A 14507-nucleotide genomic window follows, 5' to 3' on the forward strand; every position below is an offset into this window, starting at 1 on the left:
TCCTGGCGTTCAGTCGAACCCGCGGGGGCCACGAACGATTCCTGCGCTTTGCGCATATTAAACAAAAAAGGGGTCCCCTTGGGGACCCCTTTTTTGTTTAATATGGCGGAGAGTGAGGGATTCGAACCCCCGGTAGGCTTTCGCCTACGTCTGATTTCAAGTCAGGTGCATTCAACCGAACTCTGCCAACTCTCCTTAACAACGGGGCGTATGTTAACGAACCTGAGTTGGGTGTCAACCAAAAAGTTGCTAAGCTGCTGAAATCAAACAAGAAAGCCCGCTTCCCTTTGGAGAACCAGCGATGTACTTATTAGTTGTTTATGTTCCAGATACACACACTGAAGCCCTCATCGAAGCCCTGTCTGACGCTGGCGCTGGCAGCATCGGAGACTATGACCGATGTGCCTGGTCAGTACTGGGCCAGGGTCAGTTTCGACCACTGACCGGGGCTAACCCGACACTGGGTCGTGCCGGTGAGCTGGAACGGGTTGCCGAGCACCGCGTTGAAATGGTGGTGGAGAAAGTCCACATCAAGGCCGTTTTGCAGGCTCTGGTGGTGGCGCACCCCTATGAAGAGCCAGCTCACCATGTGAGTGTGGTGATGGATCGGCGGGATTTTTTATAACGGGCATCTGACCAATACCCGCCCTATGACACACCCATAAAAAAACCCGGCGCACAGAATGCGCCGGGCTGAATCTTACTGCAAGAGAGTCAAAACGGTGCGAATCTTACGGCACGAGACCGGGATGTAAACACCAGCACCTAGTGTACTGCAATTAAAGCCGATCGAGCGTACATAGAATACTACAACGTACGCGCTGATTTATTCGTCGTCATTCGAGCGCAGACCTCCGTCTAGCCGCCCCTCGAACAAGTCATCGACTGTTGGCGGCAAATAGCGGTTGTCGACGTTATCCAGGGTTTGGATACGAACATCCCAAATACCATTCATACGGCGGACTCTCAAATCTTCATCGCCATCGACAATGATGGTTGGTCGAATGATAACCATCAGATTGGTTTTCTGGCGCTCGGTTGAGGTGCTCTTGAACAGATGCCCCAGAATAGGTATTCGCCCTAGCACCGGCACCCGACTTTCCCGTTCGATCAGGGTGTCATCAATCAGACCGCCCAACACTATGGTACGGCCATCGCCGATCAGAACTTCGGTTTTGACCTGGCGTTTGTCGGTGATGATATCAACGGCGCCAAAGGTGTTGTTGCCAGAAATGGATTCCACTACCTGGTCAACTTCCAGACGGACTGAACCATTCTGCTGCACATGCGGTATTACTGTGAGCGTGGTGCCCACGTCCTGGCGTTCAATAACAAAGGGGTTTTCGTCGGTTCCGTTGCCGCCGGTTTTGAAGGGCACTGAACTGCCTACGGTGATAAAGGCTTCACTGTTGTCGAGTGTCATAACACTGGGGGTCGACAACAGGTTGGTGTTCGACTGGGATTCGATTGCCTGAATGATGACAGCGAAGTTCGGGGTATCGCTGATCGGATCGACCAGTCCCAGAAAAGCGCCATTGGGCAAAGCATTAACGTTCTGGGTGGCCGCGCCGGCAACAACACTGGGTAAAGAAGAGACGGCCCCGTCGATGCCAAGGCTGGTGCTGCCAAAGGGAACGCCGTCCCCGACTTGTTCGGGGTTGGTCGCCCACTGAACCCCCAAGGCGTCACTGACGTTACCGTTCACTTCAACAATGGCGGCTTCGATCAACACCTGTTTACGGCGTACATCGAGCTGACGAATGATGCTTTCGATTTCCGTCATCACCGAAGGCTCGGCGCGCACCACCAGGGCGTTGAGGTCTTCATCTGCCAGAATGCTGACCGGACCGGCGGGCGGTTCATTCTGAGCACCCCCACTGCCTTGAGAGACATTGCTGGTCAAACCTTTCAACAGTTCAGACATCCGCGCTGCATCGGCGTTGTTTAGAAAAATAACCTTGGAGGCGCTGTTCTCCTGGGCGGGAATGTCGAGCTCACGAATCAGGGCAATAATTTGCGCCCGGGCTTCGGCTTCACCCTTGATAATAATACGGTTACTGCGTTCGTCACCGACCAGATGAACGCTGCGTGAGCCCCCTCTGGGGTCTCCATTCTGCGCACCGGAGGTCACCGGGGTCGGTGCCACGCGTTCGAGCAGGGTGATCACGTTACCCACCCAGGCATGCTCGAGCTCAATCACTTCAATTTCTTCACTGCCAGCCCGGTCGAGCAACTCGACGATTTCGGCTATTCGTTCAATGTTGGTGGCACGATCAGCGATGATCAGCGCATTGGCGGTACTAACACCCGCCAGATGGCCGTATTTGGCGACCAGAGGCCGCAGAATCGGCACCAGTTCCATGGCGGATGTATTCTGGATCGGGAATACCCGGATGATGATTTCCTCACCGGAAATCGTCCCATCGGTATCAACTTCCAGGCCCGCCGATTTGATGTCTGCCTGGCCTATGATCTTGATGGCGTTATCAGTCTCTACGGCGGAAAAACCATAGACCTCGATGGTGGCCAGAAATATTTCATAGATGGCGTCGGCTGTCAGCTCCTGGTCTGAAATAACCGTTACCTGGCCTCGCACCCGGGGGTCGACAATAAAGCTTTTTCCAGTGACGCGCGCCACCAGGTCAATCACTTCATTGATGTCCGCACCCTGCATATTCAACTGATAGGTTGGCTCTTCGGCCCGAACCGGCAGGCTAACCAGTACCAGCGCCAACATCAGTAGCAGTGACCGTAACAGAGGTTCCGCACTCCCGCGAACCAAACCGATAGCATGCATGTTGTTATCCTTTCTTAATCGATCGTTCTGCATTTGTCAGAATCGAGGTATGGATTGGTATATCGTAAAGGAGCGCGAACCCCGTTGAATCTGTATCTTTAATTCACCGCCGGTTTGCAGAATCTGGTTCAACAGAGCCTGATCCTGACCGATATTGCCGACCGGCTGATCATTGACCGCGGTCACCACATCACCCGGACGCAGGCCAGCCATAGCCAGTTGGCGCGCATTCTGAGTCACCTGATAGCCAGAACCAGTCGCTTCCAGGCCCACTTCATCGAGCAGGCCCTGAGGGTCTGAATTGGCGCGCTGCTGAACGTAGGACACCATCTGCTCAACCTGCGCCTGAACATCTTCGCCTCTATCTGCCTGCTGCTGGGCCTGATCGATGGTGTCACCAAAACTCGCGTTTTCTTCGATCGGTTCGTCGTTAACCTGCAGCAGCTGCGATGTTTCTTGCCGCTCGTAGCGCAGGGTCTCCAACTGACCGTTGCGATCGAGTATTACCCGGTCGCTGTAAACCGCTGTCAGGGTGGCCTGACTGAAAATATCGTCGCCGACGGAAAACGCACTGGCCTGACCACCACCCCGGGAAATAATAGCAAAGCCGGCACCGTCAGCTCCCCGGGAAAGTACTGCTTGCAGCGTCATGTTCAGCCGGGTCTCGGGGGCTTCGAGGGGTTGTTCCGGTTCAGTTGAAGCGACCGTTTCAAACTGCCCGAATAAATGTCGCTCACCCAGCGCGGTCCCCAGCTGCTCCGGGTTACCGCTGCCCGAGTTAGCGTTTTGGCTGGCAGGCTGAATGCGGGGTGCAGTAACGGTGGGCGCTGGCTGTAGCCAGAGCCAGGTTAGTTGTGCGCTGTACACGGCACTGAGGGCAACAAGGATCACAACGACCCAGCGTTGCAACGGCAACCAGATTTGCCGGGTTTGGTTCACCCAATCCATCAAAACACCTTTTGCGAGATTTCTACCAGGGTGTCACGTCCGCCTGGCACCGGTATACCCAAACGCTCGGCCATGGCCCGCTGCACGGTAACCTGCCCCTGCCCTTCCCGGCTTAATTCGGCCTGGATCAGTGAGGTGTTATCGAGTGCATCGATCGCCACACGCCAGGCGGTTTCGTCGCTGGAGATTTGGCCTTGCATTTGGGGCACGTCAAACTGTTGTCTGGATCCCCCCATCGGTACCTCGACGGGGCCACCCGACCACGAAAGGTCTCCAGATGCGTCACCCAGACTGCCGCCCCAGCCAGCGCTTGCATTCAGCTCTGATATGACCAACCGACCCTGAAGAGTCGAATTGTAGGCCCGGGTCACCTGAGCAAAGGCTGCTTCGTCCACATAGCCAGATACTTGCTCGATACCCACTCCAGTGGGACGCAGCAGAATCTGGCCGGACACGTCAAGTGCCGGGCTGGACACGCGTACATCGTAAGGTAACCGGGCGGTCAGCAGACCCAGGGGACGGGCATGCCATTCGAGGTTGAATGCGGGACTGTTCGGTACCAGCACCTGGCCTTCTCCCTGCCAGATATTACCCTGCGCCTGCTCCAGGCGAATGCCCAGAGATCGCAACATCGGGTCGCCATAGTGTATAACCCAGCTCAGCGGTACGGTGACCACCAGAGCGAGCAAATACACGGCAACAAACAGCACCACTAATTTTAGATTAATTCTCATAGACTTCCGTTCTGCACTATCCCTGCGCCTGCTTCAGGCATCTGCCCAAAGAACAAAATATCGGAATGTCAGTGTATAGAAGGCCCCCAAACACGACAATCGGTTTACAACGATCTGACAGTGCCAATGAGCCCTGCTGCTGCGTTGTGCCGGGTATTTATGCGCCCACAAAAAAGCCCGCACGAAGCGGGCTTGATCGGGTTAGAAAGGGGCCGGGCTGGCTTACATCATGCCGCCCATGCCGCCCATACCACCCATGCCACCCATATCCGGCATGCCACCACCAGAAGACTTGTCTTCAGGCTTGTCGGTGATCATAGCTTCAGTGGTGATCATCAGGCCAGCAACAGAGGCTGCCGCTTGCAGGGCTGCACGGGTCACTTTGGCCGGGTCGATAATACCCAGTTCCATCATGTCGCCGTATTCGCCGGTTGCCGCGTTGTAGCCGTAGTTACCAGAGCCATTCTTGACTTCGTTCAGCACAACAGACGGCTCGCCACCAGCGTTGTAGACGATTTGGCGCAGCGGTGCTTCCATGGCACGCAGTGCCAGAGCAATACCGGTACGCTGTTCTTCGTTTTCGCCTTTGATCTCGCCAACGTTCATCAGGGCGCGAACCAGGGCGACACCGCCACCGGCAACCACACCTTCCTGAACCGCAGCACGGGTTGCGTGCAGGGCGTCGTCAACACGAGCCTTCTTCTCTTTCATTTCCATCTCGGTGGCGGCGCCAACCTTGATGACAGCAACACCGCCGGCCAGTTTGGCAACGCGTTCCTGCAGTTTTTCCTTGTCGTAATCGGAGCTGGACTGCTCGATTTCGGCGCGGATCTGCTCAACACGACCTTTGATGTCGGCTTCTTCACCGGCACCGTCAACCACGATGGTGTTTTCTTTGGACAGAGTAACCTTCTTGGCGCTACCCAGGTGTTCCAGGGTGGCGGTTTCGAGGCTCATGCCCACTTCTTCGGAGATAACAGTACCACCGGTCAGAATCGCGAGATCCTGCAGCATGGCTTTACGACGATCGCCGAAGCCCGGTGCCTTGGCAGCGGATACTTTAACCGTACCGCGCATGTTGTTGACAACCAGAGTTGCCAGGGCTTCGCCTTCGATATCTTCAGCGATGATCATCAGCGGACGGCTGGCCTTGGAGACGGACTCCAGCACTGGGATCAGGTCACGAATATTGCTGATTTTTTTGTCGACCAACAGGATGTACGGGTTTTCGAGCTCGGCCGTCATGGTTTCCTGGTTGGTGATGAAGTACGGAGACAGGTAACCGCGGTCGAACTGCATGCCTTCCACGACTTCCAGTTCGTCGTCGAAGCCACTGCCTTCTTCAACGGTGATCACGCCTTCGTTACCCACTTTTTCCATCGCTTCGGCGATCAGGCCGCCAATGGTGGCGTCGGCGTTGGCGGAAATAGTACCCACCTGGGCGATGGCTTTTTTGTCTGAGCAAGGCACAGACAGCTTGGCAATTTCGTCAACAACGGCACGGGCCGCTTTGTCGATGCCGCGCTTCAGGTCCATCGGGTTCATGCCCGCAGCGACTGATTTGAGGCCTTCGTTGATGATTGCCTGGGCCAGCACAGTGGCGGTAGTGGTGCCGTCACCGGCTTCGTCGTTGGCCTTGGAAGCAACTTCCTTGACCATCTGAGCGCCCATGTTTTCGAACTTGTCTTCCAGTTCGATTTCCTTGGCGACCGATACACCGTCTTTGGTGACGGCGGGTGAGCCGAAGGATTTGTCAATAATTACGTTACGGCCTTTCGGGCCCAGTGTCACTTTGACGGCGTCTGCCAGCAGGTTCACGCCTTTCTGCATTTTACTGCGAGCGGAATCGCCAAATTTAACGTCTTTAGCTGCCATGATGTGCTTACCTTCCTTACAATTCGTTGAACGAGCTCGGTTTACTCAATAACGCCGAAGATGTCGCTTTCGGTCATAATCAGCAGTTCTTCGCCGTCGATTTTGACGGCACTGCCTGCGTACTGACCAAAGACAACGGTATCGCCTACCTTCACATCCAACGACTTGACGTCGCCGTTTTCAAGGATTCGGCCCTTGCCGATTGCCAGAACTTCACCCTGTGAGGGCTTTTCTTTGGCAGAGCCTGGCAGAACGATACCGCCAGCTGTCTTTTCCTCTTGTTCCTTGCGGCGTACAACGACGCGATCATGCAAAGGACGAATTTTCATGGATCCAATCTCCTAGAACACATAGTGGGAGTTTTGTTGTTAATTCGGGGCTGTTCGATACCGAACGGACCCGGAATATCAATGCCCACCGTTAATGGGGCCGATAAAATTTCATTTCAACACCTTGGTGGTTAAATTTTTTCTTTGGCGTTATCCCGTGCCGGGTACCGGGTATCCCTGTCGGGGGTCGGCGTAAACCCTTCCATGGGGCCTAGACCGCAACATCCATGTTGCGGACTCCCCCCGACAGGGATACCCGGTACCCGACACTCGGCTTAATTGGCAGCATAGAATTTCGAGAGTCAATACCACAGGTCTCCGATTGAGGTCGCAGATTCAAAGTGATATGCGCACTGGGCTTGAAACAGTTCTGCGGTGGCCAGGGCATCAGTGAGGGCATTATGCGGTGGGTAATGCGGCAGCCCATAGCGAATGCGGCTGTCGGCCAAGCGGATGGATACCGGGCGCCGGTTTGTCAGGCGCGCCCAGAGACTTGGCGACTTGTCACGGTGGAGGGAAGCTTCTATAGCCATGGTATCGACAATCGGGAATTGCAGGCCTTCGTTCCAGCGGGCTTTGACCACGACGTCCATAAAGGACCGCTCTATGGCCCGGTGATGTACGACGACTACTCTCCCGGCCAGGCAATCCAGCAGGTCTGGCAGGATCTCGGCCATGTCGGGCGCGTCTTTGATGTCGGTGTGGGTGATGCCGTGGAACTGTATGGATTGTTGCAGCAGCGGCAAGCGCGGTTTGACGACCCAGTGATGGCTGCCGGCTAAGGTTATTCGCTTTAACGTGAAGGGCACCAGCCCAACACTGAGAATGGCATGGCGCTCCGGGTTCAGGCCGGTGGTTTCGACATCCAGGGCGACGAATGGAACCTCGTTTAATGGGCAGTCAGAGGCTACTGCACCTGCTCGGTAGAACTGCTGGAGTTCGGGCCTTTTAACCTGATCGGCCCAGGCGGTAAACCGCGCCGGCCAGTCGGGCCTGGGGTCCTGATCTTTGTCGCGGGGCAGTACAACCGTCAAACCCGGTTAACCTGGTACCGCATGCGCAGGTACTTCTGGGCGTTGCTGATGACTTGAAAGGCATCCTTTAGGTTGCGTCGTTCGAATACGGTCATGTCTTCGGGTTCAACGTTGTTGTCGGGTTCCCGTTCGGCTTCCAGATCGAGCGCCTGGTGGCGAGCGCGGACAATTGAGATGTATTCCATGGCGTCACGCAGGTCGTCGCCATTGCTGTGACCGAGTATGCGGGATTCGGCAATGGCGTCGAGGCGATTGAAGGAATTCTGGGCGGTTGAGCCTGCTGCCAGGGCGTGCACGCGAATCACGTCGCTTAGTGGTGCGGTGCCACGGCGTTTCAGGTTGATGGATTTGTTCTGTTTGCCGTCGTTTTCCATCACAAAGGTTCTGAAGAAGCCCAGTGGCGGTGTTCGGTTCAAGGCGTTGCGCGCCAGACAGGCCAGGAACCTCGGGCTGCGCTGAGCCCGGCGGGCAATATCGACTTTCAGGGTTTCAGCCAGAGCGTTCTCGCCGAAAATGCCGTCCAGATCGAAAAATATGGAGCTGTTGAGCAGGGCCTGGGGGTCCGGGTTGTCGATCCAGTCTTTAAAATAGTCACGCCAGACCGATAATGGCTGCCGCCATTGGCTGTTCGTCGCCATGATGCCGCCTTTGCAGTATTCATAGCCACAGGCCGCCAGGCCATCGCTGACGAACGCCGCCAGTTTGGCGAAGTAGGCGTCGTGCTCGGCCGGGTTGAAATCGTCACTGAGGATCATGGCGTTGTCCTGATCGGTTACGACGTACTGTTCGTTCCGCGCCATCGAGCCCAGTGCCAGAAAGCAGTATGGCACGGGCGGTGGGCCGAGCTGTTCTTCACCGAGTTCCAGCAAACGCTGACTGAAACTGCGACCGATGCCAGCGATGGCGCTGCCGATCATGTGGCTGTTGGCGCCTTCATTGACCATGCGTATAAACGTGGCGTGAACGTCTGGCGTCAGGCTGCCCAGATCGTTCATGCTTTGCTGACGATGAATCTGGCTAACCAGATAGAGACTGCTCTGGGATTCGTAGCGGATGATATCGGACAGCGCGAGCACGCCCACTGGTTTTCGCTGACGCAGCACCGGCAGGTGATGCACGTTGTGGCGCAGCATGCTGAGCATGGCGTCGAACACGAAAGCGTTGGCGTCGATGGTAATGAGTTCACTCGACATGATTTGCCTGATCGGGGTGTCGTAGCCGAGACGCTCTGCCAATGCCCGGGTGCGCAGGTCCCGGTCGGTAATGATGCCCACCATAAAACCAGACGGTTCGGGGTGGTCCGGGTCGGTCACCACCAATGAGGACACGCCCTCGCCTGTCATCGCCAGAGCTGCCTCGTGTAAGGTCGCTGACTGGGGTAGCATCACCGCCTCGCGGGACACCAGTTTGTGCACGCGGGAGGTCATCAGATCGGTATTCTGTTGTTGGTTGACGGCGGCGCGCAGCCGGGACTGATCTTCAACTTCGACGTACTCGGCAAAGGCTTCGCTGGCTTCCCACAACTGGTCGAACAGGTCTTTGGCGATAAAGTAGATCAGGGAGTCTTCTATAGCGCGGGCCGGGAATCGCACCGGGCGGTTCATCAGTAAGCCCCAGTTACCGAAGATATCGCCTTCCGCCAGGCGGTTATAAAGATCGCCATTGCGCCGGTACAGCTCGACGGCACCACTGCGGATTATATGCAGATGAGTCACTTCCTCGCCGTGGACCAAGATCTCCGACCCAGCCTTGAAGTAGCCTATTTCTATTTGGCTGGCGAGGGTGTTAAGCCATTCATCCGATAACTGATCGAAGGGGGCAAAGCGCCTGAGCTGGTCGCGTATTTCCAAATGTTCGACTTCCATACCCGTCTCCTGTCATCGCCCGTTTTCCGTGCTGCCCTAGCTGGAAAACCTACCATCATCACCGCCGTTGAACTCGGCGCTGTATCAGAACGCATGGTGCCGACTCAAACAATGGTTGTCCAACCTCAGGGCCGACCTTATACTCCGCTAACTAAGGTTGTAACCTTTTTGTAAAGAACGCGTTTACCGGGCATTGGCATTACTGCAGAGCGCGGGAGTCAGGTTGTGCGCAGTGAGCGCGATGACAACAAGGATACATGGATATGTCAGACACCCCCAGAGGCTCGGCCACCACCGGGCAAGCCCCTCCGGACACTCATGATACCGCCATTATGATTGTCGACGACACCAAGTTCAGTAGCGCCATCATTCAGCACATGCTGGTCAACGCCGGGTTCAGAGACATTCGCACCGCCGATAACGCCATGGACGCGCTGGAGGCACTCAAGCAGCGACCGGCAGAGTTGATGCTGTCCGACTGGTTGATGCCGGATATGGACGGCCTGGAGCTTACCCAACAGGTGCGCGAGCTGGACCGGAGCCGAGGCTGCTTTACCTACGTGATGCTGCTGACCGCCAAGGAAAACGACGAAGCCCTGCAAGAAGCCTTTGCCAAGGGTGTCGACGACTTTCTTGGTAAAACTCACTTAAAGACCCAACTGCTGACGCGGGTTCATGCCGGACAGCGGCTGTCGCGGTTGCACAATTCCCTGATCTCACGTGAGCGCCAGTTGAAAGACCAGTTTCGGGCCGTTGCCCGCATGAACCGCCTTGATGCGACGACCGGCCTGGGCAATTCCCGACACCTGCGCCACCAACTGGACCGGACGCTGATCCACATTAAGGGCCGTACCGGGCAGATGGGTCTGATTCTGTGCCGGCTCGACAATCTTGGTGAACTGGCGACCCAGGGCGGGCGGGCATTACGCAATGAACTGATTCGTGAGGCCTGCAACCGGTTAACGGAACATACACGTCCACTGGACGATACCGCTCGCCTGGGTGAAAACATCATTGGCGTATTGTTGCATTCCACCGGTAGTGACGTGGCCACCCAGAAGCTGATTCGGCGTCTGTATGACGCCTTGTTCACCAAAGCTTACTCGACGTCGTCTGGCTTTGTATCGCTGACAGGCTGCATTCAACTAGACCTCGCCGATGCTTCCCAGCCATTGCCAGTGTCGGCAGAATGGATGCTGGAGCAAGCACTGGTGCGGCTGCAAGCGATTCCGGTGGAGCAGCGCCATGCCATGCATGTCTGGCAAAACGGACAAAACGCCTGACGCTTGCCGTTTAACCGGACATGCATCACAGTCGCCTCCGGAGGTGCGGTAGCGTTACCATAAGCGCTCACCCAGCCGGGACACGACATTTATGGCAACGATACTTTTAATAGGCCCCGGGGCCATCGGCAGCCTGATGGCCTGGTCGCTGCAAGGTGTTGCGACCGTTAAGGTTTATGCCCACCGGGCTGATATGAGCCTACCCACCTGCGTTGAATCTGAAGATGACACACACAGCCTTCACTGGTCGCTGACAGATGCTCCCGATAATATCAATGCTGTTGTGGTGTGCTGCAAGGCCACCCAGGTTGAGCGGGCGACCCAATCCCTGATCCCCCTTCTCGGGCACTGCCCCTGGCTGGTTCTGTGTAACGGCCTGGGGCCACAAGCCTGGCTCAGCCAGCAGTTGCCGGGCCAGGTGCTGTGGGCATCGACCACCGAAGGTGCCGGGCGTTTTGGATCGAGGGTTCGTCATACCGGCCTGGGGGAAACCCGTATTGGCAGCCCGGAACCGTATCCCGTTAATGCCGATACCGAGCGCTGGGGGCGTTGGCTGACAAGTCAGCCTGGCCCGCTGGAACTGCACTGGGAACCAGACATCACCACGGTGCTGTGGCGCAAACTGGCGATCAACGCGGTTATTAACCCGATCACCGCGGTGCAGCAGTGCCTGAACGGAGACCTGGCCAGCCCAGACTGGCAAGACGAGATAACCGCGATGTGCAGCGAGATTGAGCGCATTGCCCGCGCCTGCGATGTGCAGCTGCCTGCTGATTTGGCAGAAAGAGTGGTCGCCGTTGCCAGCGCGACTCGCCGTAACCGGTCATCCATGCTGACCGATATAGCAGCCGGGCGTGAAACGGAAGTGGATGCCATTCTCGGACCGCTGCTCTGTGCGGCCGATCGGCATGGTCTGTCGGCGCTGCGTTTGCAATACTGGTATCAGGCGGTTATTCGCCTGCATCCGCTAAACCGACAATGACTCATTCCTAAACCAAGGAGCCTGCATGGCCTATGCATCACCGACCCTGCTGGGGCGCATTCTCTGGTGGTTACTCGGCATCACCGTCGTCAGCAGCCTGAGCATTGGCATCGTATTCTTCTCTGGCCAGCATTTGCACCCATTGGTGGTGATGTGTTTGATTGTGGTGATCTCGATTCTGGGATCGGCCGTGTTGCTGCTCATCTTCCGGCGTCACTTTCTTAATCCGCTGAACCAGTTGATGCTGGTTTCGAACCAGGTCACGGCCACATCCAATGTGACTTTGCGGGCCAAAAAACACCATCAGGATGAGCTGGGTAAAGTAGTCGATGCGTTTAACGCCATGCTTGACCAGATGGCACGACGTGAAGCAGATCTTAAGGCGGAACGAGACCGGGCTACTGCGGCCGGGCAAGAGTCGGAAGCCATGGCTGAAGCGGCACAAAAAGCCATGCACAAGCTGGAATTCGAGGTTCAGGTGCGCCACCGGGTAGAGCGTCGGCTGACCGAGTTCCAGAATTACCTGAACGCCATTATCAACTCCATGCCGTCGGCACTCATTGCAGTAGACGAGAAGTTGATCGTAACTCAATGGAACACCGAGGCAGCTCACATCAGCGGTAGCCGGCCCGAGCAGGCTATTGGGTTATCGCTGCAGGAAGCCTCTCCGTTCCTCGGTCAGCATCAGGATTTAATCTTGCTGGCGCTGACCCGACACAAGGTACAGAGCAGACACAACCTTGAACTGCAGACTGGGGAGCAACCTACCCGCGTTGATCTGGTGGTTTACCCGCTGCAACAGACCGACTCTCAGGGTGCGGTGATACGTCTCGATGACGTGACCGAACAGTTCAAACTGGAAGAAGTCATGGTGCAAACCGAAAAAATGATGTCGGTTGGCGGGCTTGCGGCTGGCATGGCCCATGAAATCAATAACCCGCTGGGCGCTATTGTGCAGAATGCGCAGAACATTCAGCGCCGGCTTGACCCGGCGCTGAAACGCAACCGTGAGCTGGCATCAGACCTCGGGCTCAACCTGGAGCTAATGCAACAGTACCTGGCCTCAAGAGATGTACCCAAGTTTCTGGCCAATATTTCTGAATCCGGTTTGCGCGCTTCCCGCATCGTGACCAACATGCTGCAATTCAGCCGCGACAGCGACCGGCTATTGCAACCCTACCCCATTGGCCAGTTGCTGGATCAGGCGATCAATATCGCGCTGAACGATTTCAATCTTAAATCGGGCTATCGCAAACAGAATTTGTTTGTCGATCAGGATTTTCGCTCGCCCGAGGTTGAAGTACCCTGCGTTATGACCGAGCTCGAACAGGTGCTGCTGAATCTGATGAAAAATGCTGCCCAGGCCATTCGTGAACGGTTCGATACCCTGAATGACATCGATGAAGGCATTATCCAGATTCGGCAATACGTGCAGGACGACAACTGTGTGATTGAGGTATCCGATAACGGCATCGGCATGGACGAGCCAACCCGCAAGCGCATTTTTGAGCCGTTTTTCACCACCAAAGATGTGGGTGTGGGCACCGGCCTTGGCTTATCGGTCAGTTTCTTTATCATCACCACTCACCACCATGGCCGGTTGCAGGTGGAGTCGACGGTAGGTAAAGGCGCTCGGTTCATACTGTCACTGCCATTGACGGACCCGATGGTGCGCAAGACCCTGCAACAGACAGACGAGGCCGATGCTTCGCCGGACCCGGCCTCAGACGCTAACCAGCCGCTACTATAATTCAAGTTTCGGGGTACGCTATCGAGCCAGAACCCGCGCCGGGTGCCGGGTAGGCTCATCCAGGGTCGGCGTGAACCCATCCATGGGGCCTGGACCGCAGCATCCATGCTGCGAACCACCCTGGATGAGCCTACCCGGCACCCGGCGCTAGCTATCATAGAGCTCTGAAACTTGAGTTATAGCAACCAGCCCGCTGAAGCCTGCGGGCCTAACTGTAATTTCACCTGCAAGGACAGACATCACCATGGGTAACCGACTTTCTAAGATTTATACCCGCACCGGAGACGCCGGCGACACAGGCCTTGGTATGCAGGGCCGCGTCGCCAAAGACAGTGGGCGCATTGCGTCGATGGGTGACATTGATGAGTTGAACAGCCTGGTCGGCTTTCTGATGGTCTGCCTGGGCGACCACCACAGCGAGTACCGGATGCTCAGTCAGATTCAGCATGATCTGTTTGATCTTGGGGGCGAACTGGCCATGCCGGGCTATGAACTGCTCGAAGCGACCCTGATCAGTGATTTGGAAGACCACATCGACCGCATCAATGAACACTTGCCGCCGCTGAAGAACTTCATTCTACCGGGCGGTAACGAAGCCGCCAGCCGCTGCCATCTGGCCCGGGCCGCCTGCCGCCGTGCCGAGCGGACCATGGTGGCCTTTAACCGCCAGGAACCGGAAGGGCATCTACTCGCCCAGCAGTATCTGAACCGCTTGTCAGACCTCTTTTTCGTGCTGGCCCGACAGCTCGCCCGGGCCGACGGATCACAGGAAGTGCTGTGGCAATCCCGCCATCGGCAAAAAGATGCCTAACCGGGTTCCCAGTTTTATAGCTGGCTGACTGCTGTCGTAAAGCAGCGGTGGCTGTTTCGCATTCAGGCTGCTAAATTACGCAACAATTCCGGTAACTCG

At 56.4% G+C, this 14507-nt stretch carries 12 protein-coding genes and 1 tRNA gene; 5 read left to right on the forward strand and 8 right to left on the reverse strand.

Annotated elements, in window-relative coordinates; genetic code table 11:
* Positions 1 to 103: 103 nt before the first annotated feature.
* A tRNA-Ser gene (locus WEB54_RS02510) sits at positions 104 to 195 on the reverse strand.
* Between the two features lie 106 nt (positions 196 to 301).
* On the opposite strand from WEB54_RS02510, the gene WEB54_RS02515 reads away from it, so the two are divergent.
* Positions 302 to 625, forward strand: coding sequence for an NGG1p interacting factor NIF3 (locus tag WEB54_RS02515; RefSeq protein ID WP_368053075.1), 324 nt, complete (start codon positions 302 to 304; stop codon positions 623 to 625).
* Between the two features lie 201 nt (positions 626 to 826).
* Here WEB54_RS02515 and gspD read toward each other — a convergent pair whose 3' ends face one another.
* From gspD to WEB54_RS02550, 7 genes are all read right to left on the reverse strand, one after another.
* A complete protein-coding gene (gene gspD, locus WEB54_RS02520; RefSeq protein ID WP_368053076.1) occupies positions 827 to 2797 on the reverse strand; it encodes a type II secretion system secretin GspD in 1971 nt (656 codons plus the stop codon).
* Positions 2798 to 2833: 36 nt separating this feature from the next.
* Entirely contained in the window at positions 2834 to 3745 is a 912-nt protein-coding gene (locus tag WEB54_RS02525) for a type II secretion system protein N (protein ID WP_368053077.1), read from the reverse strand.
* Positions 3745 to 4479: a type II secretion system protein N gene (gene gspN, locus WEB54_RS02530; protein WP_368053078.1), complete on the reverse strand. Its 735-nt coding sequence runs from the start codon at positions 4477 to 4479 to the stop codon at positions 3745 to 3747. Before gspN ends, WEB54_RS02525 begins: the two co-directional genes overlap by 1 nt.
* Before the next feature lie 222 nt (positions 4480 to 4701).
* The gene (gene groL / locus WEB54_RS02535) at positions 4702 to 6354 is read right to left on the reverse strand and encodes a chaperonin GroEL (protein ID WP_368053079.1); all 1653 of its coding nucleotides are present in this window, start codon (positions 6352 to 6354) and stop codon (positions 4702 to 4704) included.
* Between the two features lie 41 nt (positions 6355 to 6395).
* On the reverse strand, positions 6396 to 6683 hold the full coding sequence (gene groES, locus WEB54_RS02540) for a co-chaperone GroES (protein WP_368053080.1): 288 nt from the start codon (positions 6681 to 6683) through the stop codon (positions 6396 to 6398).
* 302 nt (positions 6684 to 6985) lie between these two features.
* Positions 6986 to 7717, reverse strand: coding sequence for a 3'-5' exonuclease (locus tag WEB54_RS02545; RefSeq protein WP_368053081.1), 732 nt, complete (start codon positions 7715 to 7717; stop codon positions 6986 to 6988).
* Positions 7714 to 9582, reverse strand: coding sequence for a DUF294 nucleotidyltransferase-like domain-containing protein (locus WEB54_RS02550; protein WP_368053082.1), 1869 nt, complete (start codon positions 9580 to 9582; stop codon positions 7714 to 7716). The genes WEB54_RS02545 and WEB54_RS02550 overlap by 4 nt, the downstream gene beginning before the upstream one ends.
* 263 nt (positions 9583 to 9845) lie before the next feature.
* Between WEB54_RS02550 and WEB54_RS02555 the strand changes: the two genes are divergently transcribed.
* The 4 genes from WEB54_RS02555 to WEB54_RS02570 all read left to right on the forward strand — a co-directional run bounded on the left by WEB54_RS02555 (position 9846) and on the right by WEB54_RS02570 (position 14408).
* Complete coding sequence (locus WEB54_RS02555) at positions 9846 to 10865, forward strand: response regulator (protein ID WP_368053083.1); 1020 nt, start codon at positions 9846 to 9848, stop codon at positions 10863 to 10865.
* A 91-nt stretch (positions 10866 to 10956) separates the two neighbouring features.
* On the forward strand, positions 10957 to 11847 hold the full coding sequence (locus WEB54_RS02560) for a ketopantoate reductase family protein (protein ID WP_368053084.1): 891 nt from the start codon (positions 10957 to 10959) through the stop codon (positions 11845 to 11847).
* A gap of 25 nt (positions 11848 to 11872) precedes the next feature.
* A complete protein-coding gene (locus WEB54_RS02565) occupies positions 11873 to 13597 on the forward strand; it encodes an ATP-binding protein (protein ID WP_368053085.1) in 1725 nt (574 codons plus the stop codon).
* Between the two features lie 244 nt (positions 13598 to 13841).
* Positions 13842 to 14408 carry a cob(I)yrinic acid a,c-diamide adenosyltransferase gene (locus WEB54_RS02570; RefSeq protein ID WP_368053086.1) on the forward strand — a complete coding sequence of 189 codons (567 nt, stop codon included), beginning with the start codon at positions 13842 to 13844 and terminating at the stop codon, positions 14406 to 14408.
* Positions 14409 to 14507 lie beyond the last annotated feature (99 nt).

The sequence above is a fragment of the Saccharospirillum sp. genome, assembly GCF_040881935.1.
In the GTDB taxonomy this organism is placed as follows: Bacteria; Pseudomonadota; Gammaproteobacteria; order Pseudomonadales; family Natronospirillaceae; genus Saccharospirillum.

Excerpts from the sequence above, each read along its gene's own strand:
- gspD (WP_368053076.1), bottom strand. The coding sequence starts at position 2,797 with ATGCATGCTATCGGTTTGGTTCGCGGGAGTGCGGAACCTCTGTTACGG.
- gspN (WP_368053078.1), bottom strand. The coding sequence starts at position 4,479 with ATGAGAATTAATCTAAAATTAGTGGTGCTGTTTGTTGCCGTGTATTTG.
- groES (WP_368053080.1), bottom strand. The coding sequence starts at position 6,683 with ATGAAAATTCGTCCTTTGCATGATCGCGTCGTTGTACGCCGCAAGGAA.
- groL (WP_368053079.1), bottom strand. The coding sequence starts at position 6,354 with ATGGCAGCTAAAGACGTTAAATTTGGCGATTCCGCTCGCAGTAAAATG.
- WEB54_RS02560 (WP_368053084.1), top strand. The coding sequence starts at position 10,957 with ATGGCAACGATACTTTTAATAGGCCCCGGGGCCATCGGCAGCCTGATG.
- WEB54_RS02570 (WP_368053086.1), top strand. The coding sequence starts at position 13,842 with ATGGGTAACCGACTTTCTAAGATTTATACCCGCACCGGAGACGCCGGC.
- WEB54_RS02565 (WP_368053085.1), top strand. The coding sequence starts at position 11,873 with ATGGCCTATGCATCACCGACCCTGCTGGGGCGCATTCTCTGGTGGTTA.
- WEB54_RS02555 (WP_368053083.1), top strand. The coding sequence starts at position 9,846 with ATGTCAGACACCCCCAGAGGCTCGGCCACCACCGGGCAAGCCCCTCCG.
- WEB54_RS02525 (WP_368053077.1), bottom strand. The coding sequence starts at position 3,745 with ATGGATTGGGTGAACCAAACCCGGCAAATCTGGTTGCCGTTGCAACGC.
- WEB54_RS02550 (WP_368053082.1), bottom strand. The coding sequence starts at position 9,582 with ATGGAAGTCGAACATTTGGAAATACGCGACCAGCTCAGGCGCTTTGCC.
- WEB54_RS02515 (WP_368053075.1), top strand. The coding sequence starts at position 302 with ATGTACTTATTAGTTGTTTATGTTCCAGATACACACACTGAAGCCCTC.